The sequence below is a fragment of the Cytobacillus firmus DS1 genome (genome assembly GCF_000565285.1).
GTDB classification, from domain to species: Bacteria; Bacillota; Bacilli; order Bacillales; family Cytobacillaceae; genus Cytobacillus; species Cytobacillus firmus_A.
In genome coordinates this window covers 14,268-38,520 of the sequence record NZ_APVL01000020.1, presented here as the reverse complement: position 1 = coordinate 38,520, position 24,253 = coordinate 14,268, and the positions used below count along the sequence as shown (strand labels likewise).

Sequence of the window (24,253 nt, the reverse complement as noted above, 5' to 3'; positions counted from 1 at the left end):
TGCCGCTGGGGATATTATTGGCACTTTGCTGCTGTTTGAGCAATAAGGGTAAAACCCGGAGATCAAAAGGGAGGTAGGCCCCTTGCTAGATGTAAACAATTTCGAGTATATGAAAATAGGTCTTGCTTCACCCGATAAGATACGTTCTTGGTCACATGGTGAAGTTAAGAAACCTGAAACGATCAACTATCGTACGTTAAAACCAGAAAAAGACGGTCTATTCTGCGAACGCATTTTCGGACCGACGAAAGACTGGGAATGTCACTGTGGAAAGTATAAGCGTGTTCGATACAAAGGCGTGGTCTGTGACCGATGCGGCGTTGAAGTAACACGTGCGAAAGTCCGCCGTGAAAGAATGGGCCATATTGAACTTGCAGCCCCTGTATCCCACATTTGGTATTTCAAGGGCATCCCAAGCCGTATGGGTCTTGTGCTGGACATGTCTCCGCGTGCACTTGAGGAAGTTATTTACTTCGCTTCTTATGTTGTAACCGATCCTGGTGATACGGCTCTTGAAAAGAAGCAGCTGCTTTCTGAAAAAGAGTACCGTGCATATCGTGAAAAGTACGGCAACAAGTTCCAGGCATCCATGGGTGCTGAATCCATTAAGAAGCTTCTTTCTGACATAGATCTCAACAAAGAAGTAGATACCCTTAAAGAGGAACTGAAAACTGCCCAGGGCCAGCGACGCACTCGTGCAATCAAGCGCCTGGAAGTTCTTGAAGCTTTCCGCGGTTCTGGAAATGAACCGTCCTGGATGATTCTAGACGTTCTTCCGGTTATTCCTCCGGAGCTTCGTCCGATGGTACAACTGGATGGCGGACGTTTTGCCACTTCCGACCTCAATGATCTGTACCGCCGTGTAATCAACCGCAACAACCGCTTAAAGCGTTTATTGGACCTTGGTGCTCCGAGCATTATCGTTCAGAACGAAAAGCGCATGCTTCAGGAAGCTGTAGATGCGCTAATTGATAACGGCCGCCGCGGAAGACCGGTAACTGGACCAGGAAACCGCCCATTAAAATCCCTATCGCATATGCTGAAAGGGAAACAAGGACGTTTCCGCCAAAACTTGCTTGGTAAGCGTGTTGACTATTCCGGACGTTCGGTTATCGTCGTAGGACCAAACTTAAAAATGTACCAGTGTGGACTTCCGAAAGAAATGGCATTGGAATTATTCAAGCCATTCGTTATGAAGGAATTGGTGGAGAAGGGCTTAGCCCACAATATCAAATCTGCAAAACGCAAAATTGAAAGAGTACAGCCGGAAGTTTGGGATGTTCTTGAAAGTGTTATTAAAGAGCACCCTGTATTGCTTAACCGTGCCCCAACTCTTCACAGACTCGGCATTCAGGCATTCGAACCGACATTGGTGGAAGGACGCGCTATTCGTCTTCACCCGCTTGTATGTACTGCTTATAACGCAGACTTTGACGGTGACCAAATGGCTGTACACGTGCCGCTTTCAGCTGAAGCACAGGCAGAGGCCCGCTTGCTGATGCTGGCAGCACAGAACATCCTGAATCCGAAAGACGGTAAGCCAGTTGTTACTCCTTCTCAGGATATGGTATTAGGTAACTACTACCTGACACTTGAAAGAGCCGGCGCCGTTGGCGAAGGTATGATTTTTAAAGATACAAGCGAAGCTCTGCTTGCTTATCAAAATGGATATGTGCACTTGCATACAAGAGTAGCTGTCCATGCTGGATCCTTAAATAATCAGACTTTCACTGAAGAACAAAATAAAAAGCTTTTATTAACTACGGTTGGTAAGCTTATTTTTAACGAAATTCTGCCTGAAACATTCCCTTACATTAACGAGCCTACAAAAGAAAACCTTGAGATTGAAACTCCTGTGAAATATTTTGTAGAGCCTGCTACTGATGTAGCTGCCGTTATCAAGGAAATGCCGCTGGTAGATCCGTTTAAGAAAAAAATCCTTGGAAACATCATTGCGGAAGTATTCAAACGCTTCAAAATTACGGAAACGTCTAAAATGCTTGACCGCATGAAAAACCTTGGATTCAGGCACTCCACAAAAGCCGGTATCACAGTCGGTGTTGCTGATATCGTAGTATTAAGGGAGAAGCAGGAAATTATCCAGGAAGCACAGGGCAAGGTTGATAATGTATTGAAACAGTTCAGACGCGGTCTTATTACCGAAGATGAGCGTTATGATCGTGTTATTTCAATCTGGAGTGCAGCTAAAGATAATATCCAGGCAAAATTAATGAAGTCATTGGATAAATCCAACCCGATCTTCATGATGAGTGACTCCGGTGCCCGTGGTAATGCGTCCAACTTCACTCAGTTAGCCGGTATGCGTGGACTGATGGCCAACCCGGCTGGACGTATCATTGAATTACCGATCAAATCGAGTTTCCGTGAAGGCTTAACAGTACTCGAGTACTTTATTTCCACACACGGTGCCCGTAAAGGTCTTGCGGATACGGCTCTTAAAACAGCTGACTCAGGTTACCTGACTCGCCGTCTTGTTGATGTTGCGCAGGATGTCATCGTTCGTGACGACGATTGTGGAACTGACCGCGGCTTGCTTATCGCATCCCTTAAGGATGGCACTGAAGTCATTGAAGCGCTTGAAGAGCGTCTGATTGGCCGTTATGCAAGAAGAAATATCAAGCATCCTGAGACAAATGAAGTGATCGTGCCAGAAAATGGATTGATCACTGAAGATATTGCTGTCGAAATTGTTTCAGCCGGCATTGAAAAAGTATGGATCCGTTCTGCATTCACTTGCAACACCCGCCATGGTGTATGTAAGAAGTGCTACGGCCGCAACTTAGCTACCGGCCAAGAGGTTGAAGTTGGTGAAGCAGTAGGTATTATCGCTGCCCAATCCATCGGTGAACCAGGTACACAGTTAACGATGCGTACCTTCCATACCGGCGGGGTAGCAGGAGACGATATCACTCAAGGTTTACCGCGTATCCAGGAAATTTTCGAAGCGCGTAATCCTAAAGGTCAGGCAGTTATTTCAGAAATCAATGGGGTAGTAGTAGGCATCAACGAAGGCCGCGACCGTCAGCAAGAGATTGTTGTTCAGGGTGAAGTTGAGTCCAAGACCTACACAGCACCTTATACAGCCCGCTTAAAAGTAGCTGTAAACGACGAAGTAGTGCGCGGACAGGAACTGACTGAAGGTTCTATTGACCCTAAAGAGTTAATCAAAGTAAAAGATGTAACAGCTGTTCAAGAATACTTGCTGCGTGAAGTTCAGAAGGTATACCGCATGCAGGGTGTTGAAATCGGCGATAAGCACATCGAGGTAATGGTCCGCCAGATGCTTCGCAAAGTGCGTGTAATCGATGCGGCAGAAACAGATGTGCTTCCAGGTACACTGCTTGATATCCATCAGTTTACAGACGCCAATGAAAAAGCCCTTCTTGCTGGTAAAATGCCTGCAACAGGACGACCGGTTCTGCTGGGTATCACAAAAGCATCTCTTGAAACAGATTCATTCTTATCAGCAGCATCCTTCCAGGAGACAACAAGAGTTCTTACCGATGCAGCGATCAAAGGCAAGCGCGATGAGCTTCTTGGCCTGAAAGAGAATGTAATTATTGGTAAGCTTGTCCCTGCTGGAACAGGTATGCAGCGATACAGAAGAGCAGAGCCTTATACAAACGAGGAAGCTGCTGAAGATACTGTTACTGTAGAATAATTCAATCATTGCGGTGCTTGCGTATTTGACAGCAAGTACCGCATTTTAAAGTGAATAAACGAAATAAAAATCAATTTGCTTGTTGACATTGAAATATGAAGGTGTTACTATAGCAAAGGTGCTCCTATTCACCGGATACTTTGGAGGATGCCGTAAATGTCTTATGATAAAGTATTGCAGGCAAAAAGTATTATTGTAGGAACAAAGCAAACAGTAAAAGCTCTTAAACTGGGAACCATCGATGAAGTCGTAGTCGCCAGTGATGCTGATCCTAGGGTTACAGCTAAAGTGGTTAGTACAGCGAATGAGATGAACGTTCCGATTATGTATGTCGATTCGATGAAAAAACTCGGAAAAGCATGCGGAATCGAAGTTGGGGCAGCTGCTGTTGCCATATCTATTTAAAAACTGTTTTTGTAGATTGGTATCTGCAAGAACTTTGTTTTTGCTTCAAAATGAACCACCTGGATGTGTGGGCTTAAACAAATTCGAAGGGAGGAAAAATAAAATGCCTACTATTAATCAATTAGTGCGCAAGCCTCGTCAAACTAAGTCTGAGAAGTCAAACTCACCTGCTCTTAACAAAGGCTACAACAGCTTCAAGAAAGCTCAAACGAATGTAGCTTCACCTCAAAAGCGTGGTGTTTGTACTCGTGTTGGTACAATGACTCCGAAGAAACCGAACTCTGCATTACGTAAATATGCTCGTGTTCGTTTAACAAATGGTATCGAGGTTAATGCTTACATCCCTGGTATCGGGCACAACCTTCAAGAGCACAGTGTTGTTCTTATCCGTGGAGGACGTGTAAGAGACTTACCGGGTGTGCGTTACCACATCGTGCGCGGCGCTTTAGATACTGCTGGTGTTAACAACCGTATGCAAGGCCGTTCTAAATACGGTGCAAAGCGTCCAAAAGCAGCTAAAAAATAATTCTAATTAATAGACAACCATCTTTGAAAGGAGGAACAATCCATGCCACGTAAAGGTCCTGTAGCAAAAAGAGACGTATTGCCGGATCCGATTTACAACTCAAAGCTAGTTAGCCGTCTGATCAACAAAATGATGATCGATGGTAAGAGAGGTAAATCTCAAGCAATTCTTTACTCTGCGTTCGATATCATCAGCGAGCGCACTGGCAAAGAACCAATGGAAGTTTTCGATCAGGCGCTTAAAAACATCATGCCTGTACTTGAAGTTAGAGCACGCCGTGTAGGTGGTGCAAACTACCAAGTACCAGTTGAGGTGCGTCCTGACCGCCGTACTACTCTTGGTCTTCGCTGGTTAGTAAACTATGCGCGTCTTCGCGGTGAAAAGACTATGGAAGAGCGTTTAGCTAACGAAATCCTTGATGCAGCTAACAACACTGGTGCATCTGTTAAGAAACGTGAAGATACACACAAAATGGCAGAAGCGAACAAAGCGTTTGCTCACTACCGCTGGTAAGATATACAGCTTAACTAAAATAACACTCATACTAGGAAGGAGAAAGACCCAATGGCTAGAGAGTTCTCCTTAGAAAATACTCGTAATATCGGTATCATGGCTCACATCGATGCCGGTAAAACAACAACTACTGAGCGTGTACTTTACTACACTGGCCGTATCCACAAAATCGGTGAAACGCACGAAGGTGCTTCACAGATGGACTGGATGGAGCAGGAGCAAGAGCGTGGAATCACAATCACTTCTGCTGCGACAACTGCACAGTGGAAAGGCCACCGCGTTAACATCATTGACACTCCTGGACACGTAGACTTCACAGTTGAAGTTGAACGTTCACTTCGTGTTCTTGATGGTGCGGTAGCTGTACTTGACGCACAGTCAGGTGTTGAGCCGCAAACTGAAACAGTTTGGCGCCAGGCTACTACTTACGGAGTACCACGTGTGGTATTCGTAAACAAAATGGATAAAATCGGTGCAGACTTCCTGTACTCATTGAAGACTCTTCATGATCGTCTTCAAGCGAATGCAGCTGCAATTCAATTACCGATTGGTGCTGAAGATCAATTCGAAGGCATCATCGACTTAATTGAAATGAAAGCTACATTCTACGGAAACGATTTGGGTACTGATATCGAAGACCGTGAAATTCCAGCTGAATACGTGGATCAAGCAGAAGAATACCGTGAAAAGCTAATTGAAGCGGTAGCTGAACTTGATGAGGAATTAATGGAGAAATACCTTGGCGGTGAAGAAATCACTAACGAAGAGCTTAAAGCTGCTATTCGTAAAGGTACAGTAAACGTTGAATTCTACCCAGTAATCTGTGGTTCTGCGTTCAAAAACAAAGGTGTTCAAAAAATGCTTGATGCAGTAATCGACTACCTTCCATCTCCACTTGATGTACCTTCTATTAAAGGTACAACTCCGGATACAGAAGAAGAGGTTACTCGTCCTTCAAGCGATGATGCACCATTCTCTGCACTTGCATTTAAAGTTATGACCGACCCTTACGTTGGTAAACTTACATTCTTCCGTGTGTATTCCGGTACATTGAACTCCGGTTCATATGTACAGAACTCTACTAAAGGAAAGCGCGAGCGTGTAGGACGTATCCTGCAAATGCATGCGAATTCCCGTGAAGAGATCTCAGTAGTACACGCTGGAGATATCGCAGCTGCTGTAGGTCTTAAAGACACTACAACAGGGGATACTCTATGTGATGAAAAGAGTCTTGTTATTCTTGAGTCTATGGAATTCCCAGAGCCGGTTATCTCATTATCTATCGAGCCTAAATCAAAGGCAGACCAAGATAAGATGACAACTGCTCTTCAAAAACTTCAAGAAGAAGATCCTACATTCCGCGCTCATACTGACCAGGAAACTGGACAGGTTATCATCGCGGGTATGGGTGAGCTTCACCTTGACATCCTTGTTGACCGTATGAGACGTGAATTCAAAGTGGAAGCTAACGTAGGTGCACCTCAGGTTGCATACCGTGAAACTTTCCGTGGTTCAGCTCAGGTTGAAGGTAAATTCGCACGTCAATCCGGTGGACGCGGACAATTCGGTCACGTTTGGATCGAATTTAGTCCAAATGAAGAAGGTAAAGGCTTCGAATTCGAAAACGGAATCGTTGGTGGTGTCGTTCCTCGTGAATACATCCCAGCTGTTCAGGCGGGTCTTGAAGATTCGTTAGAAAGAGGAGTACTTGCCGGATTCCCAATGGTTGACATCAAGGCCCGTTTATTTGACGGTTCTTACCATGATGTTGACTCCTCTGAAATGGCGTTTAAGATTGCTGCATCTATGGCACTTAAAAACGCTGCGTCAAAATGTAACCCTGTAATTCTTGAGCCGGTTATGAAGGTTGAAGTCGTAATCCCTGAAGAATACATGGGAGACATCATGGGTGATGTAACATCACGCCGTGGACGCGTTGAAGGTATGGAAGCTCGCGGTAACGCACAAGTAGTTCGTGCGATGGTTCCACTATCAGAAATGTTTGGATATGCAACTTCATTGCGTTCTAACACGCAGGGACGCGGTACATTCTCAATGCACTTCGATCACTATGAAGAAGTACCAAAATCAATTTCTGAAGAAATCATCAAAAAAAATAAAGGTGAATAATTGATTTTACCTTTTCAATAAAGTATAACTACTATTGTAGGCTATAAGCGCTGTGGAAAGGGAAACCTCTCCACAGCATCAAATACTTAACTTTTATAATCTGAAGGAGGATTTTTCAAATGGCAAAAGCTAAATTTGACCGTTCAAAACCCCATGTTAACATCGGTACTATCGGACACGTTGACCATGGTAAAACTACTTTAACTGCAGCTATCACAACTGTTCTTTCTAAAAAAGGCGGCGGTGAAGCACGCGGATACGATCAAATCGACGCGGCTCCAGAAGAGCGCGAGCGTGGAATCACAATCTCAACTGCACACGTTGAGTACGAAACTGAAAACCGTCACTATGCACACGTTGACTGCCCAGGTCACGCTGACTATGTTAAAAACATGATCACTGGTGCTGCACAAATGGACGGCGGAATCCTAGTTGTTTCTGCTGCTGACGGCCCAATGCCACAAACTCGTGAGCACATCCTTCTTTCTCGTCAGGTTGGTGTTCCTTTCCTTGTTGTATTCATGAACAAGTGTGATATGGTTGACGATGAAGAACTACTTGAATTAGTAGAAATGGAAGTTCGTGACCTTCTTTCTGAGTACGAATTCCCTGGTGATGACATTCCTGTAATCAAAGGTTCTGCTCTTAAAGCTCTTGAAGGAGAAGCTGAGTGGGAAGCTAAAATCGAAGAACTTATGGCAGCTGTTGACGAGTACATCCCAACTCCAACTCGTGACACTGACAAGCCATTCATGATGCCTGTTGAGGATGTATTCTCAATCACTGGCCGTGGTACTGTTGCTACAGGACGTGTTGAGCGTGGACAAGTTAAAGTCGGTGATGTTATCGAAATCATCGGTCTTGCTGAAGAGCCAAAATCAACTACTGTAACTGGTGTAGAAATGTTCCGTAAGCTTCTTGACTATGCTGAAGCTGGAGACAACATTGGTGCCCTTCTTCGTGGTGTTGCACGTGAAGATATCCAACGTGGACAAGTACTTGCTAAGCCAGGTTCAATCACTCCACACACTAAGTTCAAAGCTGAAGTATACGTTCTTTCAAAAGAAGAAGGTGGACGTCATACTCCATTCTTCACTAACTACCGTCCTCAGTTCTACTTCCGTACAACTGATGTAACTGGTATCTGTAATCTTCCTGAAGGCGTAGAAATGGTTATGCCTGGAGATAACATCGAAATGACTGTAGAACTAATCGCTCCAATCGCTATCGAAGAAGGTACTAAATTCTCTATCCGTGAGGGTGGACGTACTGTTGGCGCTGGCGTAGTTGCTACAATCCAAGAATAATCTCAACTAAAAAAGACAGATGGGTGACGACCCATCTGTTTTTTTATGCTGCCTGAATGACTTAATACATGAAAAGAGGAATGTAATTAATAAAACATCTAATCAACTTCTATAAGATTTCTCGGAGTCTTGCTTTCAAATCCAGGAAAGAGATCACTCCTCCATTAACACTCCCCAGCCAAAACCGTTTTTCTTCTATATATATCACCATATATTTTTCTAAACAACTACCCACAGTGCAAATAGTTAGACTTCTTCCTATACTATTGAAAACTCAATGCGCAGCAGTTATAATAGTAAAAGTGTGCGGAACAAAAAGAAATAACATATATATGTTGCATTTCATTTATTGTTTCTGTATAATAGACAATGTTGGTCTTTGACTGCGATGATGTGAAAGGTTGCTGACACACCCGGCCGCTTTGCCATGGCGAGTGTGTGGGAAATTTTCACGGAGAATGTCTATATTAAAATAGGCGAAAAGGAGGGAAAATAATGGCAAAACAAAAAATTCGTATTCGTTTAAAAGCGTATGATCACAGAATTCTTGATCAATCAGCAGAAAAGATTGTTGAGACTGCAAAACGTTCTGGTGCGGCTGTTTCTGGTCCGATTCCATTACCAACTGAAAAGTCTATTTACACAATCCTACGTGCGGTTCACAAGTACAAAGACTCTCGTGAGCAGTTCGAAATGCGTACGCATAAACGTCTTATCGACATCGTTAACCCAACACCACAAACGGTTGATTCTCTAATGCGTTTAGACTTACCGTCAGGTGTAGATATCGAAATCAAACTTTAATCAATAAATAATCATAAGAAACTTAGGAGGTGTGACTGAAATGACCAAAGGAATCTTAGGAAGAAAGATTGGTATGACTCAAGTATTTGCTGAAAACGGTGATCTTATCCCGGTAACAGTAGTTGAGGCAGCTGCTAACGTTGTTCTTCAGAAGAAATCAGTTGAAACTGATGGATATGAAGCGATCCAGATTGGATTCGAAGACAAGCGCGACAAGTTGTCCAACAAACCTGAAAAAGGGCATGTTGCTAAAGCAAACACTGCTCCTAAGCGCTTCGTACGCGAATTCCGCGGAGCTGATTTAGGACAATATGAAGTTGGTCAAGAAGTCAAAGTTGATATTTTCGCAGAAGGCGATACTGTTGATGTAACAGGAATTTCAAAAGGTAAAGGATTCCAGGGTGCCATCAAGCGCCACGGACAATCCCGCGGCCCTATGGCTCACGGTTCCCGTTACCACCGTCGCCCTGGTTCAATGGGTCCTGTAGCTCCAAACCGTGTATTCAAAGGTAAATTATTACCTGGACGTATGGGCGGAGAGCAAGTGACTGTACAAAACCTTGAAATCGTAAAAGTTGATGTTGAACGCAACCTTCTTTTGATCAAAGGTAATGTACCTGGTGCCAGAAAAGCATTAGTAAAAATCAAAAGTGCGGTAAAAGCATAATAATTAAACCGGAAAGGAGGAAAACAGAATGCCGAAAGTAGCATTGTTTAACCAAAGCGGATCTAAAGTTGGTGATATCGAACTTAATGATGCGATCTTTGGTATCGAGCCTAACCAGCACGTATTATTCGAAGCCGTTGTTATGCAAAGAGCTTCATTACGTCAAGGGACTCATAAAACTAAAATTCGTTCTGAAGTAGCGGGCGGAGGACGCAAGCCATGGCGCCAAAAAGGCACAGGCCGTGCACGTCAAGGTTCAATCCGTTCACCACAATGGCGCGGAGGCGGTACTGTATTTGGTCCTGTACCACGCAGCTACAGCTACAAACTGCCTAAAAAGGTTCGCCGTCTGGCAATCAAATCTGCGCTATCTTCTAAAGTGTTAGAAGAAAACATCCTAGTATTAGAAGGCCTTGCTTTCGAAGCTCCTAAAACTAAAGACTTTAAAGGTGTATTAACTGGTCTTTCTGTTGATTCAAAAGCACTTATCGTAACTGCTGACCTAGATGAGAACGTAGCACTATCTGCTCGTAACATCCCTGGTGTAACAGTTGTGTCTGCTTCTGGAATCACTGTTTTAGATGTTTTAAACCATGATAAGCTTATCATGACGAAAGCAGCGGTTGAAAAAGTAGAGGAGGTGCTTGCATAATGGATGCACGCGATATCATTAAGCGCCCCGTAATCACTGAACGTTCTACTGACATTATGGCTGATAAAAAATATACGTTCGAAGTTGACGTACGAGCTAACAAGACTCAAGTTAAAGACGCTGTAGAGCAAATCTTTGGCGTTAAAGTTGAGAAAGTTAACATCATGAACTACAAAGGCAAGTTCAAGCGTATGGGCAAATTCGGCGGTTACACTAACAAACGCCGTAAAGCGATCGTTAAATTAACAGCTGAAAGCCAAGAAATCGAGCTATTTGAAGCTTAATCACTATAACTAGAAGAGGAGGGAAACGAAATGGCGATTAAAAAGTATAAACCTACCTCTAATGGTCGTCGCGGCATGACGGTTTCTGATTTCGCAGAAATCACGACTAACCAACCAGAAAAGTCTTTACTTGCTCCTTTAAAGAGAAAAGGCGGCCGTAACAACCAAGGTAAGTTGACAGTTCGTCATCAAGGCGGCGGTCATAAACGTCAATATCGTATCATCGATTTTAAACGTACCAAAGATGGCATTCCAGGACGCGTTGCCACAATCGAATATGATCCAAACCGCTCTGCAAATATTGCACTAATTAACTATGTAGATGGAGAAAAGCGTTACATCCTTGCACCTAAGAACTTACAGGTGGGCATGGAAGTAATGTCTGGTCCTGAAGCAGATATCAAAGTGGGTAACGCACTTCCACTAGCTAACATTCCAGTGGGTACAGTAATCCACAACATCGAATTAAAACCTGGTAAAGGCGGACAATTAGTACGTTCTGCTGGTACTTCTGCACAAGTTCTTGGTAAAGAAGGCAAGTACGTATTAGTTCGTTTAAACTCTGGTGAAGTTCGCATGATTCTTGCTGAGTGCCGTGCGACTGTTGGTCAAGTCGGAAACGAGCAGCACGAGCTTATTAACATTGGTAAAGCAGGTCGTTCACGCTGGTTAGGCAAGCGCCCAACTGTACGTGGATCTGTAATGAACCCTAACGATCACCCTCACGGTGGTGGTGAAGGACGTGCGCCAATCGGACGTAAGTCTCCAATGACTCCTTGGGGCAAGCCAACGCTTGGTTACAAGACACGCAAGAAGAACAACAAATCAGACAAATTTATCGTACGTCGTCGTAAAAAATAACGGGATTGTACTACGGTTCCAACTAAGAACCGTAGAGCAATCACGAAGGGAGGTTCAATCATGGGTCGCAGCTTAAAAAAAGGACCTTTTGTTGATGAACATTTAATGACAAAGATCGAAAAGCTTAATGAAACAGAAAGCAAGCAAGTTACTAAAACTTGGTCTCGCCGTTCTACGATCTTCCCACAATTCATCGGACACACAATCGCAGTTTATGATGGTCGTAAACATGTGCCTGTATACATCACTGAAGACATGGTAGGCCACAAGCTTGGAGAATTCGCTCCAACTCGTGCGTACAAAGGCCATGGCAATGATGATAAGAAAACAAGACGTTAATGAGAGGAGGGCATTCTAATGCAAGCTAAAGCTGTTGCAAGAACAGTTCGTATTGCTCCTCGTAAAGCTCGTTTAGTCGTAGATTTAATTCGAGGAAAGCAAGTAGGCGAAGCAGTAGCGATTTTAAACCTTACACCTAAAGCTGCTTCTCCAATCGTAGAGAAAGTTTTAAAATCTGCACTAGCTAACGCTGAGCACAACTACGAAATGGACGTTAACAACCTGGTAGTTGCTCAAGCATTCGTAGACGAAGGACCAACTTTAAAACGTTTCCGTCCTCGCGCTATGGGCCGTGCAAGCCAAATCAACAAGCGCACTAGCCATATTACTATCGTTTTATCAGAAAAGAAGGAGGGATAATCAGTGGGTCAAAAAGTAAATCCAGTCGGTTTGCGTATCGGTGTCATCCGTGATTGGGAGTCAAAATGGTACGCAGGCAAAGACTATGCTGATCTTTTACACGAAGACCTTAAGGTTCGTGAGTACATCACAAAGCGCTTAAGCGACGCTTCTGTTTCTAAAGTAGAAATCGAACGTGCTGCTAATCGCCTGAACATCACTATCCACACTGCGAAACCAGGAATGGTTATCGGTAAAGGTGGTACTGAGGTTGAAGCACTTCGCAAGTCACTTAACTCATTAACTGGCAAGCGTGTTCACATCAACATTCTTGAAATTAAAAGAGCGGATATCGATGCGAAATTGGTTGCGGAAAACATTGCTCGTCAATTAGAAAACCGCGTATCTTTCCGTCGTGCTCAAAAACAAACTATTCAACGTGCAATGCGCGCTGGCGCTAAAGGTATCAAAACAATGGTATCTGGTCGTTTAGGCGGTGCTGATATCGCTCGTTCAGAATCATACAGCGAAGGAACAGTTCCACTTCATACTCTTCGTGCTGATATCGATTATGCTACAGCTGAAGCTGATACAACTTACGGTAAATTGGGCGTAAAAGTATGGATCTATCGTGGAGAGGTCCTTCCTACGAAGAAGAAAACTGGGGAAGGAGGCAAATAATATGTTATTGCCAAAGCGCGTAAAATATCGTCGTGTACACCGCGGAAAAATGCGTGGTCAATCAAAAGGCGGAACTGAAGTAAACTTCGGTGAATATGGCCTTCAAGCTCTAGAAGCTTCTTGGATCACTAACCGTCAAATTGAATCTGCACGTATTGCAATGACTCGTTACATGAAACGTGGCGGTAAAGTTTGGATTCAAATTTTCCCTCACAAGCCTTACACTGCAAAGCCTCTAGAAGTCCGCATGGGTTCCGGTAAAGGTGCTCCTGAAGGATGGGTAGCAGTTGTTAAGCCTGGTAAAGTAATGTTCGAAATCGCTGGTGTATCTGAAGAGATCGCTCGTGAAGCATTACGTCTTGCATCACACAAACTTCCAGTTAAGTGCAAGTTTGTAAAACGAGAAGAAATTGGTGGTGAATCAAATGAAAGCTAATGAAATTCGTGACCTTACCACTGCCGAAATTGAACAAAAAGTAAAATCATTAAAAGAAGAGCTTTTCAACCTTCGCTTTCAATTGGCGACTGGACAACTTGAAAATACAGCTCGCATTCGTGAAGTACGCAAAGCGATTGCCCGCATGAAAACTGTTATTCGTGAAAGAGAAATCGGCTTTAGCAAGTGATATTGAGAGGAGGTTCGCACAATGAGTGAACGCAACCAACGCAAAGTTTACACTGGACGCGTCGTTTCTGACAAAATGGATAAGACAGTAACGGTTCTTGTCGAAACTTACAAAAAGCATCCACTTTACGGTAAACGCGTTAAGTACTCTAAAAAGTTCAAGGCTCATGATGAGCAAAACCAAGCAAAAACTGGCGATATCGTTCGTATTATGGAAACTCGTCCACTATCTGCGACTAAACGCTTCCGTCTTGTAGAAGTAGTTGAAAAAGCAGTTATTATCTAATTGTTCGGTTGGGAGATTTATCCCGAAGGGAGGTTACACACATGATTCAACAAGAATCACGTTTAAAAGTTGCTGACAACTCTGGTGCTCGTGAAGTACTTACAATCAAAGTTCTTGGTGGCTCTGGCCGCAAAACTGCTAACATCGGTGATGTTATCGTTTGTACAGTGAAACAAGCAACACCAGGTGGCGTTGTTAAAAAAGGTGATGTTGTTAAAGCGGTAGTTGTTCGTACTAAGAGCGGTGTACGCCGTAATGACGGTACTTACATTCGTTTCGATGAAAACGCATGTGTAATTATTCGTGATGACAAAGGACCACGCGGAACTCGTATCTTCGGACCGGTTGCCCGTGAACTACGTGAAAACAACTTCATGAAAATTGTATCTTTAGCTCCAGAAGTATTATAAATAACAAATCAAATTGCCTTTAAGGAGGTGCGCACAGATGCATGTGAAAAAAGGTGACAAAGTTATGGTCATCTCTGGTAAGGATAAAGGCAAAACGGGCGTTATTCTTGCAGCGTTCCCTAAACAAAGCCGAGTGCTTGTTGAAGGAGTTAACATTGTAAAGAAACACTCTAAGCCTTCTCAGATGAACCCGCAAGGCGGAATCATCAGCCAAGAGGCACCTGTTCATGTATCAAACGTTATGCCTGTCGATCCTAAATCTGGTGAACCAACTCGTGTAGGCTATAAAACGGTTGATGGCAAAAAAGTACGTGTTGCAACAAAATCCGGTGAAGTTCTAGATAAATAGTTCAAAGAAGAAGGGAGGTACAATGAATGAACCGCCTAAAAGAAAAGCATTCAAAAGAAATTACTCCTGCTCTAATGAGCAAGTTTAACTATAAATCAGTTATGCAAGCACCTAAGCTTGAAAAAATCGTTATCAACATGGGTGTTGGTGACGCTGTTCAAAACGCTAAAGCACTAGATAAAGCTGTTGAGGAATTAACTTTGATCACTGGTCAAAAGCCGGTTATCACTCGCGCTAAGAAATCAATCGCTGGCTTCCGTCTTCGTGAAGGTATGCCAATCGGTGCGAAGGTTACTCTTCGTGGAGAGCGCATGTATGAGTTCTTTGATAAGTTAGTATCTGTATCTCTTCCACGTGTACGTGACTTCCGCGGTATCTCTAAGAAGTCATTTGACGGCCGTGGTAACTATACTCTAGGTGTCAAAGAACAGTTGATCTTCCCTGAGATTGATTACGATAAAGTAAGCAAAGTTCGAGGTATGGATATCGTTATCGTAACTACAGCTAACACTGATGAAGAAGCTCGTGAACTTTTAACTCAATTTGGAATGCCATTCCAAAAGTAATCGCTAAATAGAGGGAGGCGAAAACGTGGCTAAAAAGTCAATGATTGCGAAACAAAAACGCACGCCTAAACACAAGGTACAGGAGTACACTCGCTGCGAACGCTGCGGACGTCCACATTCTGTATACCGTAAATTTAAGCTTTGTCGTATTTGTTTCCGTGAATTAGCATATAAAGGACAAATTCCTGGCGTGAAAAAAGCTAGCTGGTAAACCCCAAGCATGGGAAGGAGGTAAAAACAATGGTCATGACAGATCCAATTGCAGACTTGCTAACTCGCATCCGTAATGCGAACATGGTTCGTCACGAAAAATTAGAAGTTCCTGCTTCTAACATCAAGAAAGAAATTGCAGAGATCTTAAAGCGTGAAGGTTTTGTACGTGATGTTGAGCTTATCGAGGATAACAAGCAAGGCATCATCCGCATTTTCCTAAAATACGGTTCAAACAACGAACGCGTTATCACTGGTCTTAAGCGTATCAGTAAGCCTGGTCTTCGTGTATACGCAAAGGCTGATGAAGTACCTCGCGTACTTAACGGTCTTGGAATCGCACTAGTTTCTACTTCTCAAGGAGTTATCACTGATAAAGAAGCCCGCGCTAAACAAGTCGGCGGAGAAGTATTAGCATACGTTTGGTAATAGAGTTTTTCATGAATGGAGGTGCAATTAAATGTCTCGTATAGGTAAAAAACCAATCGAAATTCCAACTGGTGTTACTGTTACTAATGACAATAACACTGTTACTGTGAAGGGTCCTAAAGGTGAACTAACTCGTTCATTCAACCAGGATATCGAAATCAAGGTGGAAGACAGCGTAATCAACGTTTCCCGTCCATCTGATGCGAAAGAACACCGCGCATTGCACGGAACAACTCGCGCACTTCTAGCTAACATGGTTGAAGGTGTGTCAAAAGGATTCGAAAGAGGACTGGAGCTTATCGGTGTCGGTTACCGTGCTCAAAAACAAGGCAAAAAGCTTGTTTTAAACGTTGGTTACTCTCATCCTGTTGAAATCGAGCCTGAAGAAGGTATTGAAGTTGAAGTGCCATCTAACACAAAGATCATTGTTAAAGGTACTAACAAAGAGCGTGTTGGCGCATTGGCTGCCAACATCCGTGATGTTCGTCCTCCAGAGCCATACAAAGGTAAAGGTATCCGCTATGAAGGCGAATATGTTCGTCGTAAAGAAGGTAAAACTGGTAAGTAATGCCGCTTAGGTAAACGAAAGGAGTGACCGAAATGATTACGAAGGCTGATAAAAATGCAGTTCGTAAGAAAAGACATGCTCGTGTGCGTGCAAAACTTTCTGGAACTGCGGCTCGTCCTCGTTTAAATGTGTATCGTTCAAACAAGCACATTTATGCTCAACTTATTGATGATGTAAACGGAGTTACTGTAGCAAGTGCTTCTACACAAGATAAAGAAGTGAACCTTGATGCAACTGGCAACGTTGATGCAGCAGTTAAGGTCGGAGAATTAGTTGCAAAGCGCGCAGTCGAAAAAGGCGTTAAAGCTGTCGTTTTCGATCGTGGTGGCTATCTATATCATGGACGTGTTCAGGCTTTAGCTGATGCAGCACGTGAAAATGGTTTAGAATTTTAATAGACAAAGGAGGGACACAAAAAGATGCGTCGTATTGATCCAAACAAACTTGAACTTGAAGAGCGCGTAGTTACGGTTAATCGTGTAGCAAAGGTTGTTAAAGGTGGACGTCGTTTTCGTTTCTCTGCTCTTGTAGTAGTAGGTGACAAAAACGGTCACGTTGGCTTTGGTACAGGTAAAGCACAGGAAGTACCTGAAGCGATCCGCAAAGCTATTGAAGATGCTAAGAAAAACTTAGTCGAAGTACCTATGGTTGGAACTACAATTCCTCACCAGGTAATCGGTCACTTCGGTGCTGGAGAAATCCTTCTTAAGCCTGCTTCTGAAGGTACTGGAGTAATCGCCGGAGGTCCAGTTCGTGCGGTTCTAGAATTAGCTGGTGTTGGTGATATCTTATCTAAATCTTTAGGTACTAACACACCAATCAACATGGTTCGCGCCACTTTGAACGGTTTAACTCAATTAAAACGTGCTGAGGACGTAGCGAAATTACGTGGTAAATCAGTAGAAGAACTGTTAGGATAAGGAGGGATATCAAATGGCGAATAAACTAGAAGTAACCCTCACTCGCAGCGTGATTGGTCGCCCGCAAGACCAGCGCGAAACAGTTAAGGCTCTTGGCTTACGCAAAATGCACCAAACAGTTGAGCATCAAGATAATCCTGCTATCCGCGGAATGATCAACAAAGTTGCTCACCTTGTTGTGGTAAAAGAAAAATAAATCTATTCTTCTACAAATAAGGAGGTGCCAACATGAAACTTCATGAATTAAAGCCTGCAGAAGGTTCTCGTGGGGAACGCAAACGCAAAGGCCGTGGTATCGGTTCCGGTAATGGTAAAACTGCTGGTAAGGGTCATAAAGGTCAAAACGCCCGTTCTGGCGGCGGTGTCCGTCCTGGATTCGAGGGTGGTCAAACACCTTTATTCCAACGCTTGCCTAAACGCGGTTTCACTAATATCAACCGTAAAGAGTACGCGATTGTGAACCTTGATGCTTTAAACCGTTTCGAAGATGGAGCTGAAGTAACTCCAGCGCTTCTTATCGAAACTGGTGTAGTAAGCAACGAAAAAGCAGGAATCAAGATTCTTGCAAAAGGCAAAGTTGAGAAAAAGCTTACAGTAAAAGCTCATAAATTCTCCTCTGCTGCAAAGGAAGCTATTGAAGCTGCCGGCGGTCAAACTGAGGTGATTTAATGTTTCAGACAATCTCCAATTTTATGCGTGTGGGTGATATAAGACGAAAGATTATTTTCACCCTTTTAATGCTGATTGTATTTCGCATCGGTACATTTATCCCTGTACCGGGCGTAAATGCAGATCTATTAAAAGCCCAGGATGAACTAAATGTATTCGGTGTTCTGAATACATTCGGCGGCGGGGCGCTCCTAAACTTCTCAATCCTTGCAATGGGTATCATGCCGTACATTACGGCATCCATCATTGTGCAGCTTCTGCAGATGGATGTTGTTCCTAAGTTTACGGAATGGTCAAAGCAAGGTGACGTTGGACGCCGTAAGTTAGCTCAGTTTACCCGTTACTTTACTATCGTGCTTGGTTTTATCCAGGCTCTCGGTATGTCTTATGGGTTTAATAACCTAGCAGGCGGAATGCTGATTGAGAATCCGGGAATCACGTCTTATCTATTAATTGCCGTAGTATTGACTGCCGGAACTGCATTTCTAATGTGGCTTGGTGAGCAGATTACATCAAAAGGTGTAGGAAATGGTATTTCCATCATTATCTTTGCTGGTATCGTAGCTGGGATTCCTTCAACGGTTAACCAGATTTACGCTCAGCAGTTTGAAAATGCTGGAGAGCAGCTATTCCTTCGCATTGTGACAGTCGTGCTTATCCTAATCGCAGTCATTGCTATTGTTGTAGGAACGATCTTCATCCAACAGGCATTAAGAAAGATTCCTATTCAATATGCTAAGCGTGTAACAGCAGGACAAAATTCTGCTGGCGGACAATCAACTCATCTTCCGTTAAAAGTTAATGCAGCTGGTGTAATACCAGTAATCTTTGCGATTTCATTCATCATCACGCCAAGAACCATTGCCGGTTTCTTTGAGCAGAATGATGTTACTCTATGGATTCAAAGAATATTTGACTATACGTCTCCAATCGGAATGGTCATCTATAGTGCATTAATCATTGCTTTTACTTATTTCTATGCTTTCATTCAGGTGAACCCGGAACAAGTTGCGGAAAACCTGAAGAAGCAGGGCGGTTATATCCCGGGCATCCGTCCAGGAAATAACACGCAGGAATATCTGACTCGCGTCTTATACCGTTTAACTTTTGTCGGTGCGCTATTCCTGACAGTGATTTCAATTCTGCCGGTATTCTTCATTAATATCGCCGGATTGCCTGAATCTGCGCAAATTGGAGGCACAAGCCTGCTGATTGTTGTCGGTGTTGCACTGGAAACGATGAAGCAGCTTGAAGCACAGCTTGTTAAACGTCATTATAAAGGTTTCATTAAATAATTTGGTTGTAGGGGACGCATGTTCCCTTATACCATTTAGAGACTAGGGGGAAATTGACGTGAATTTAGTTTTAATGGGGCTCCCTGGTGCCGGTAAAGGTACACAAGCCGAGAAGATCGTCCAAAAATACGGCATCCCTCATATTTCTACCGGAGATATGTTCCGTGCGGCTATTAAAGACGAAACGGACCTAGGCCTTAAAGCAAAATCATTCATGGATAAAGGCGAGCTTGTTCCTGATGAGGTAACAATCGGCATTGTACGTGAACGATTAAGCAAGGATGATTGCGAAAAAGGCTTTTTGCTGGATGGCTTCCCAAGAACGGTTGCCCAAGCAGATGCCCTTGAAAACATCCTTTCTGATTTGAACAAGAAAATTAATTATGTTATTAATATTGATGTTGATCAGAGTATTCTAATGGAACGTCTTACAGGACGCCGCATCTGTAAAGACTGCGGAGCAACTTATCATTTAGTATTCAATCCGCCAGCGATAGACGGAGTGTGTGATCGCTGCGGCGGTGAGCTGTATCAGCGTGCTGATGATAATGAAGCGACTGTTCAGAATAGACTTGACGTTAATATTAAACAAACCAAACCGTTGCTTGATTTCTACGAAACGAAAGGTTATCTTCGCAATATTGATGGTCAGCAGGATATTAATAAAGTATTTTCTGATCTTGATGCATTGCTCGGGGGCTTACAATGATCATTTGCAAAACCCCGCGTGAGCTTGAAATAATGCGTGAGGCCGGCAGAATCGTAGCACTTACACATCAGGAGCTGAAAAAACATATTGCACCCGGAATCACAACCCGCGAACTGGATGTTATTGCTGACCGGTTTATAAGTAAACACGATGCAATTCCATCATTCAAAGGGTATAATGGTTTCCGCGGCAGCATCTGTGCTTCAGTTAACGATGAACTTGTTCATGGCATTCCTGGTGGTCGAGTTTTAAATGACGGTGATATAATCAGCATTGATATCGGTGCTAAATATAACGGTTATCATGGTGACTCAGCCTGGACTTATGCTGTTGGCCAAATTGATGAGGAATCCGAGCGTCTGATGGATGTGACAGAGGAATCGTTATATAAGGGCCTTGAAGAAGCAAAACCGGGTGAGCGCTTGTCGAACATCTCCCATGCTATCCAAACGTATGCGGAATCTAATGGCTTTTCCATTGTACGCGAGTATGTTGGCCATGGTATAGGGCAAGACTTACATGAGGATCCTCAAATTCCTCATTATGGACCCCCTAACAGAGGGCCGCGTTTAAAGCCGGGAATGGTACTTGCTATTGAACCTATGGTGAATGCAGGAAGTCGTTATGTTAAAACCTTAACCGATAACTGGACAGTTGTAACGGTTGACGGTAAAAGGTGTGCACATTTTGAGCATACAATAGCGATCACTGAATCCGGTTATGAAATACTAACAAAAGCCTAAGGTGCAGGTGATTCCATTGGTTGGATCTGATACGAATCCGCAGCATGGTCAAATTGTTTTGATCAAAAGTGGGCGTGATGCTGGTCAATATGCTATAATTATAAGGTTGTTGGATGAAAGGTATGTTATGCTTGCTGACGGCGGCAGAAAAAATTTCGATCGCCCGAAGAAAAAGAACGTCCAGCATCTGCAATTGCTTAATTATATCTCTCCAGAAGTTCAGACCAGTCTCGAGGAGACCGGCCGTGTAACAAACGGAAAGTTACGCTTTGCGCTTGCAAAGTATGTAAATGAATTCGTATATGACATGAAGAAGGGAGAAAAAGTTCAATGGCGAAAGACGATGTAATCGAAATAGAAGGCACAGTTGTTGATACTTTGCCAAATGCAATGTTTAAGGTAGAATTAGAAAATGGTCATACAGTGCTAGCTCATGTATCCGGTAAGATCCGCATGCACTTCATCCGTATTTTACCTGGAGATAAAGTAACAGTTGAGCTATCTCCATATGATTTAACACGCGGTAGAATCACATATCGTTTTAAATAATCATTGCACTCCGTACTATTAAGGAGGTTAGGATAATGAAAGTAAGACCATCAGTTAAACCAATCTGCGAAAAGTGTAAAGTTATCCGCAGACGTGGAAAAGTAATGGTTATCTGTGAAAACCCTAAACATAAACAAAAACAAGGTTAATTTGAAGGAGGTGCGCTTATACAATGGCACGTATTGCTGGTGTAGATGTTCCACGTGAAAAACGTGTAGTAATCTCATTAACTTATATCTTTGGTATTGGTAAATCTACAGCTCAGAAAGTTTTGGCTGAAGCTGGTGTTTCTGAAGACACTCGTGTTCGTGATCTTACAGAAGATGAACTTAACAAAATCCGTGACATCATCGACAAATTGAAAGTTGAAGGTGACCTTCGCCGTGAGGTTTCACTAAACATCAAACGTCTAATGGAGATCGGAAGCTATCGCGGTCTACGTCATCGCCGTGGTTTACCGGTTCGCGGACAAAACACTAAAAACAACGCTCGTACACGCAAAGGTCCTCGTAAGACTGTAGCGAACAAGAAGAAATAATCGGTAAAGGAGGTAACTTTAAATGGCTCGTAAAACTAATACACGTAAGCGTCGTGTGAAAAAGAATATTGAACAGGGTATTGCACATATCCGTTCTACTTTCAACAACACAATCGTAACTATCACTGATGTTCATGGAAATGCTATTTCATGGTCAAGTGCTGGAGCTCTTGGATTCAAAGGTTCTCGTAAATCTACTCCATTCGCAGCACAAATGGCAGCTGAAACTGCAGCTAAAACTTCTCAGGAACACGGTATGAAATCCCTTGAAGTAACTGTTAAAGGACCTGGTGCAGGACGTGAAGCTGCAATCCGTGCTCTTCAAGCTGCTGGTCTAGAAGTTACTGCTATCAGAGACGTAACTCCAGTTCCTCATAACGGATGTCGTCCGCCAAAACGCCGCCGTGTATAATTTTTCTGTATAGAATTTGTATCCTTGTCTATAATGGGATATGATACTAATTTTTTAGTTATACAGAACAATTATTCCAGTTGTTGTGCACAAAACGGGAACGTATACATGGGGGAATTTCGGTTAGAGATTGCTAGCCGGGGTTTCGACGTTTTGAAGGAGGGTATATTTTGATGATCGAAATAGAAAAACCAAAAATCGAAACGGTTGAGATCAGCGATGATGCCAAGTACGGCAAGTTCGTCGTCGAGCCACTTGAGCGTGGATATGGTACAACTTTGGGTAACTCCTTACGTCGTATCCTTTTATCCTCACTCCCAGGTGCCGCTGTCACATCGATCCAAATTGATGGGGTACTTCATGAGTTCTCAACAATTGAAGGCGTCGTAGAAGATGTAACATCTATCATTTTAAACATTAAAAAACTAGCACTTAAAATCTACTCTGATGAAGAAAAAACATTGGAAATCGATGTTCAGGGTGAAGGTGTAGTGAAGGCAGCTGACGTAACACATGATAGCGATGTTGAAATCCTTAATCCGGATCTTCATATTGCTACTCTTGGTTCGAATGCCCATCTGCGCATGCGTTTAACTGCAAGACGCGGAAGAGGCTATACACCAGCTGACCAAAACAAGAGAGAAGATCAGCCAATCGGTGTGATTCCGATCGATTCCATCTACACTCCAGTAGCTCGTATTTCTTACCAGGTAGAGAATACACGTGTGGGTCAAATGACTAACTATGATAAGTTAACATTCGATGTTTGGACTGACGGCAGTACAGGTCCTCAAGATGCGGTTGCACTTGGAGCGAAGATCTTAACTGAGCATTTGAATATCTTTGTCGGTTTAACTGATGAAGCTCAAAATGCCGAAATCATGGTTGAAAAAGAAGAAGACCAAAAAGAGAAAGTACTTGAGATGACAATTGAAGAACTTGACTTGTCTGTACGTTCTTACAACTGCTTAAAGCGCGCTGGCATCAATACTGTTCAGGAATTAGCCAATAAGACTGAAGAGGATATGATGAAGGTCCGCAACCTTGGCAGAAAGTCACTTGAGGAAGTAAAACATAAATTAGAAGATCTTGGACTGGGCTTACGCAAGGACGATTGATTAATGAAGATTAATTGATTATCTGCATGTTTGCTTTCAGCAGATTGAATGACTTCAACAAAGGAGGGAAACTTTCATGGGATACAGAAAGTTAGGACGCACTAGCTCACAACGTAAAGCTATGCTGCGTGACTTAGCAACAGATCTAATCATCAATGAGCGCATCGAAACAACTGAAGCTCGTGCGAAAGAACTTCGTTCAGTTGTTGAGAAAATGATCACTCTTGGAAAGCGCGGCGACTTGCATGCACGCCGTCAAGCAGCTGCATTTGTTCGCAACGAGGTAGCTAACGCTGAAACTGACCAGGATGCAGTTCAAAAATTATTCAGCGACATCGCGTCTCGTTATGAAGAGCGCCAAGGCGGATACACTCGTATTATGAAACTTGGACCTCGTCGTGGAGACGGTGCGCCAATGGTAATCATCGAGTTAGTATAATTTTTTAAGGAAAGGGCGCGGGACGGTTTCATTGAACTTGTTCTTTGCCCTTTTTCTATAAAGGCGGCTGTTTCCTTAATTTGTCAGAAACGCCGATATCAGGCCAAAAACGAGCGTTACGATGAGCATGTACAGCTAGTAAACAGGGATGGTTGAGCGATAGATTCCCCATTGCCTGGTACATTTGACTCGTCTAGCTCATGCACCTCTTCCGGAAATAAGAAATGC

Annotated in this window: 37 protein-coding genes; all 37 read left to right on the top strand. The window is 43.2% G+C overall.

All coding sequences use genetic code 11. The features are described from left to right. Positions 1 to 82 precede the first annotated feature (82 nt). The 37 genes from rpoC (at position 83) to rplQ (ending at position 24,025) form a co-directional block, all read left to right on the top strand. Positions 83 to 3,682: a DNA-directed RNA polymerase subunit beta' gene (rpoC, locus tag PBF_RS20210; protein ID WP_035332306.1), complete on the top strand. Its 3,600-nt coding sequence runs from the start codon at positions 83 to 85 to the stop codon at positions 3,680 to 3,682. Positions 3,683 to 3,838: 156 nt separating this feature from the next. Further along, positions 3,839 to 4,087, top strand: a complete 249-nt coding sequence (locus tag PBF_RS20205; protein ID WP_035332304.1) for a 50S ribosomal protein L7ae-like protein — start codon at positions 3,839 to 3,841, stop codon at positions 4,085 to 4,087. A 103-nt stretch (positions 4,088 to 4,190) separates the two neighbouring features. Continuing rightward, complete coding sequence (rpsL, locus tag PBF_RS20200; protein ID WP_035332302.1) at positions 4,191 to 4,613, top strand: 30S ribosomal protein S12; 423 nt, start codon at positions 4,191 to 4,193, stop codon at positions 4,611 to 4,613. A 42-nt stretch (positions 4,614 to 4,655) separates the two neighbouring features. Next, positions 4,656 to 5,126 carry a 30S ribosomal protein S7 gene (gene rpsG / locus PBF_RS20195; RefSeq protein WP_009336565.1) on the top strand — a complete coding sequence of 157 codons (471 nt, stop codon included), beginning with the start codon at positions 4,656 to 4,658 and terminating at the stop codon, positions 5,124 to 5,126. Positions 5,127 to 5,177: 51 nt separating this feature from the next. After that, positions 5,178 to 7,256 carry an elongation factor G gene (gene fusA, locus PBF_RS20190; RefSeq protein ID WP_035332301.1) on the top strand — a complete coding sequence of 693 codons (2,079 nt, stop codon included), beginning with the start codon at positions 5,178 to 5,180 and terminating at the stop codon, positions 7,254 to 7,256. A gap of 119 nt (positions 7,257 to 7,375) precedes the next feature. Continuing rightward, positions 7,376 to 8,563, top strand: a complete 1,188-nt coding sequence (gene tuf / locus PBF_RS20185; RefSeq protein WP_009336569.1) for an elongation factor Tu — start codon at positions 7,376 to 7,378, stop codon at positions 8,561 to 8,563. Positions 8,564 to 9,058: 495 nt separating this feature from the next. Then, positions 9,059 to 9,367 (top strand): 30S ribosomal protein S10, encoded by a 309-nt coding sequence (rpsJ, locus tag PBF_RS20180; RefSeq protein ID WP_009336571.1) that lies wholly within the window; start codon positions 9,059 to 9,061, stop codon positions 9,365 to 9,367. 40 nt (positions 9,368 to 9,407) lie between these two features. Further along, positions 9,408 to 10,034, top strand: a complete 627-nt coding sequence (rplC, locus tag PBF_RS20175; protein WP_035332300.1) for a 50S ribosomal protein L3 — start codon at positions 9,408 to 9,410, stop codon at positions 10,032 to 10,034. A gap of 28 nt (positions 10,035 to 10,062) precedes the next feature. Beyond that, positions 10,063 to 10,686, top strand: a complete 624-nt coding sequence (rplD, locus tag PBF_RS20170; protein ID WP_035332298.1) for a 50S ribosomal protein L4 — start codon at positions 10,063 to 10,065, stop codon at positions 10,684 to 10,686. Continuing rightward, the gene (rplW, locus tag PBF_RS20165; protein ID WP_035332296.1) at positions 10,686 to 10,970 is read left to right on the top strand and encodes a 50S ribosomal protein L23; all 285 of its coding nucleotides are present in this window, start codon (positions 10,686 to 10,688) and stop codon (positions 10,968 to 10,970) included. Before rplD ends, rplW begins: the two co-directional genes overlap by 1 nt. Positions 10,971 to 11,000: 30 nt before the next feature. Beyond that, positions 11,001 to 11,831: a 50S ribosomal protein L2 gene (gene rplB, locus PBF_RS20160; RefSeq protein WP_035332294.1), complete on the top strand. Its 831-nt coding sequence runs from the start codon at positions 11,001 to 11,003 to the stop codon at positions 11,829 to 11,831. A gap of 60 nt (positions 11,832 to 11,891) precedes the next feature. After that, positions 11,892 to 12,170 carry a 30S ribosomal protein S19 gene (gene rpsS, locus PBF_RS20155; RefSeq protein ID WP_009336580.1) on the top strand — a complete coding sequence of 93 codons (279 nt, stop codon included), beginning with the start codon at positions 11,892 to 11,894 and terminating at the stop codon, positions 12,168 to 12,170. A gap of 18 nt (positions 12,171 to 12,188) precedes the next feature. Then, positions 12,189 to 12,530 carry a 50S ribosomal protein L22 gene (gene rplV / locus PBF_RS20150; protein ID WP_009336582.1) on the top strand — a complete coding sequence of 114 codons (342 nt, stop codon included), beginning with the start codon at positions 12,189 to 12,191 and terminating at the stop codon, positions 12,528 to 12,530. Between the two features lie 3 nt (positions 12,531 to 12,533). Then, the gene (gene rpsC, locus PBF_RS20145; protein ID WP_035332293.1) at positions 12,534 to 13,190 is read left to right on the top strand and encodes a 30S ribosomal protein S3; all 657 of its coding nucleotides are present in this window, start codon (positions 12,534 to 12,536) and stop codon (positions 13,188 to 13,190) included. 1 nt (position 13,191) lies between these two features. Next, complete coding sequence (gene rplP, locus PBF_RS20140; protein WP_009336587.1) at positions 13,192 to 13,626, top strand: 50S ribosomal protein L16; 435 nt, start codon at positions 13,192 to 13,194, stop codon at positions 13,624 to 13,626. Next, positions 13,616 to 13,816 (top strand): 50S ribosomal protein L29, encoded by a 201-nt coding sequence (gene rpmC, locus PBF_RS20135; protein WP_009336588.1) that lies wholly within the window; start codon positions 13,616 to 13,618, stop codon positions 13,814 to 13,816. The genes rplP and rpmC overlap by 11 nt, the downstream gene beginning before the upstream one ends. A gap of 21 nt (positions 13,817 to 13,837) precedes the next feature. Continuing rightward, positions 13,838 to 14,101, top strand: a complete 264-nt coding sequence (rpsQ, locus tag PBF_RS20130; protein ID WP_009336589.1) for a 30S ribosomal protein S17 — start codon at positions 13,838 to 13,840, stop codon at positions 14,099 to 14,101. A 41-nt stretch (positions 14,102 to 14,142) separates the two neighbouring features. Then, on the top strand, positions 14,143 to 14,511 hold the full coding sequence (rplN, locus tag PBF_RS20125) for a 50S ribosomal protein L14 (protein ID WP_009336590.1): 369 nt from the start codon (positions 14,143 to 14,145) through the stop codon (positions 14,509 to 14,511). Positions 14,512 to 14,548: 37 nt separating this feature from the next. Next, positions 14,549 to 14,860 carry a 50S ribosomal protein L24 gene (gene rplX, locus PBF_RS20120; RefSeq protein ID WP_035332291.1) on the top strand — a complete coding sequence of 104 codons (312 nt, stop codon included), beginning with the start codon at positions 14,549 to 14,551 and terminating at the stop codon, positions 14,858 to 14,860. Positions 14,861 to 14,886: 26 nt separating this feature from the next. After that, positions 14,887 to 15,426 (top strand): 50S ribosomal protein L5, encoded by a 540-nt coding sequence (rplE, locus tag PBF_RS20115; protein WP_009336592.1) that lies wholly within the window; start codon positions 14,887 to 14,889, stop codon positions 15,424 to 15,426. A 25-nt stretch (positions 15,427 to 15,451) separates the two neighbouring features. Beyond that, positions 15,452 to 15,637, top strand: a complete 186-nt coding sequence (rpsN, locus tag PBF_RS20110) for a 30S ribosomal protein S14 (RefSeq protein WP_009336593.1) — start codon at positions 15,452 to 15,454, stop codon at positions 15,635 to 15,637. A 29-nt stretch (positions 15,638 to 15,666) separates the two neighbouring features. Then, positions 15,667 to 16,065 (top strand): 30S ribosomal protein S8, encoded by a 399-nt coding sequence (rpsH, locus tag PBF_RS20105; RefSeq protein ID WP_035332289.1) that lies wholly within the window; start codon positions 15,667 to 15,669, stop codon positions 16,063 to 16,065. 31 nt (positions 16,066 to 16,096) lie between these two features. Continuing rightward, positions 16,097 to 16,633 (top strand): 50S ribosomal protein L6, encoded by a 537-nt coding sequence (gene rplF, locus PBF_RS20100; protein WP_035332287.1) that lies wholly within the window; start codon positions 16,097 to 16,099, stop codon positions 16,631 to 16,633. Between the two features lie 32 nt (positions 16,634 to 16,665). Beyond that, positions 16,666 to 17,028, top strand: coding sequence for a 50S ribosomal protein L18 (gene rplR, locus PBF_RS20095; RefSeq protein ID WP_035332285.1), 363 nt, complete (start codon positions 16,666 to 16,668; stop codon positions 17,026 to 17,028). 24 nt (positions 17,029 to 17,052) lie between these two features. Next, entirely contained in the window at positions 17,053 to 17,553 is a 501-nt protein-coding gene (gene rpsE, locus PBF_RS20090; protein WP_009336597.1) for a 30S ribosomal protein S5, read from the top strand. Between the two features lie 13 nt (positions 17,554 to 17,566). Then, a complete protein-coding gene (gene rpmD / locus PBF_RS20085; protein WP_009336598.1) occupies positions 17,567 to 17,749 on the top strand; it encodes a 50S ribosomal protein L30 in 183 nt (60 codons plus the stop codon). A gap of 32 nt (positions 17,750 to 17,781) precedes the next feature. Continuing rightward, positions 17,782 to 18,222 (top strand): 50S ribosomal protein L15, encoded by a 441-nt coding sequence (rplO, locus tag PBF_RS20080; protein ID WP_035332284.1) that lies wholly within the window; start codon positions 17,782 to 17,784, stop codon positions 18,220 to 18,222. After that, positions 18,222 to 19,517 (top strand): preprotein translocase subunit SecY, encoded by a 1,296-nt coding sequence (gene secY / locus PBF_RS20075; RefSeq protein ID WP_035332282.1) that lies wholly within the window; start codon positions 18,222 to 18,224, stop codon positions 19,515 to 19,517. Before rplO ends, secY begins: the two co-directional genes overlap by 1 nt. Positions 19,518 to 19,575: 58 nt before the next feature. Beyond that, positions 19,576 to 20,226 (top strand): adenylate kinase, encoded by a 651-nt coding sequence (locus PBF_RS20070; RefSeq protein WP_035332280.1) that lies wholly within the window; start codon positions 19,576 to 19,578, stop codon positions 20,224 to 20,226. Further along, positions 20,223 to 20,969 (top strand): type I methionyl aminopeptidase, encoded by a 747-nt coding sequence (map, locus tag PBF_RS20065; protein ID WP_035332279.1) that lies wholly within the window; start codon positions 20,223 to 20,225, stop codon positions 20,967 to 20,969. The genes PBF_RS20070 and map overlap by 4 nt, the downstream gene beginning before the upstream one ends. Before the next feature lie 16 nt (positions 20,970 to 20,985). Further along, on the top strand, positions 20,986 to 21,318 hold the full coding sequence (locus tag PBF_RS20060; protein WP_035332277.1) for a KOW domain-containing RNA-binding protein: 333 nt from the start codon (positions 20,986 to 20,988) through the stop codon (positions 21,316 to 21,318). Beyond that, positions 21,300 to 21,518: a translation initiation factor IF-1 gene (infA, locus tag PBF_RS20055; RefSeq protein ID WP_009336604.1), complete on the top strand. Its 219-nt coding sequence runs from the start codon at positions 21,300 to 21,302 to the stop codon at positions 21,516 to 21,518. The genes PBF_RS20060 and infA overlap by 19 nt, the downstream gene beginning before the upstream one ends. Positions 21,519 to 21,553: 35 nt before the next feature. Continuing rightward, entirely contained in the window at positions 21,554 to 21,667 is a 114-nt protein-coding gene (rpmJ, locus tag PBF_RS20050) for a 50S ribosomal protein L36 (protein ID WP_000868344.1), read from the top strand. Positions 21,668 to 21,690: 23 nt separating this feature from the next. Then, complete coding sequence (gene rpsM, locus PBF_RS20045; RefSeq protein WP_009336605.1) at positions 21,691 to 22,056, top strand: 30S ribosomal protein S13; 366 nt, start codon at positions 21,691 to 21,693, stop codon at positions 22,054 to 22,056. Positions 22,057 to 22,078: 22 nt separating this feature from the next. After that, on the top strand, positions 22,079 to 22,468 hold the full coding sequence (gene rpsK / locus PBF_RS20040) for a 30S ribosomal protein S11 (RefSeq protein WP_035332274.1): 390 nt from the start codon (positions 22,079 to 22,081) through the stop codon (positions 22,466 to 22,468). A gap of 173 nt (positions 22,469 to 22,641) precedes the next feature. Next, entirely contained in the window at positions 22,642 to 23,586 is a 945-nt protein-coding gene (locus PBF_RS20035) for a DNA-directed RNA polymerase subunit alpha (RefSeq protein WP_035332273.1), read from the top strand. Positions 23,587 to 23,662: 76 nt separating this feature from the next. Beyond that, positions 23,663 to 24,025: a 50S ribosomal protein L17 gene (gene rplQ / locus PBF_RS20030; RefSeq protein WP_035332271.1), complete on the top strand. Its 363-nt coding sequence runs from the start codon at positions 23,663 to 23,665 to the stop codon at positions 24,023 to 24,025. The last annotated feature ends 228 nt before the right edge of the window (positions 24,026 to 24,253 follow it).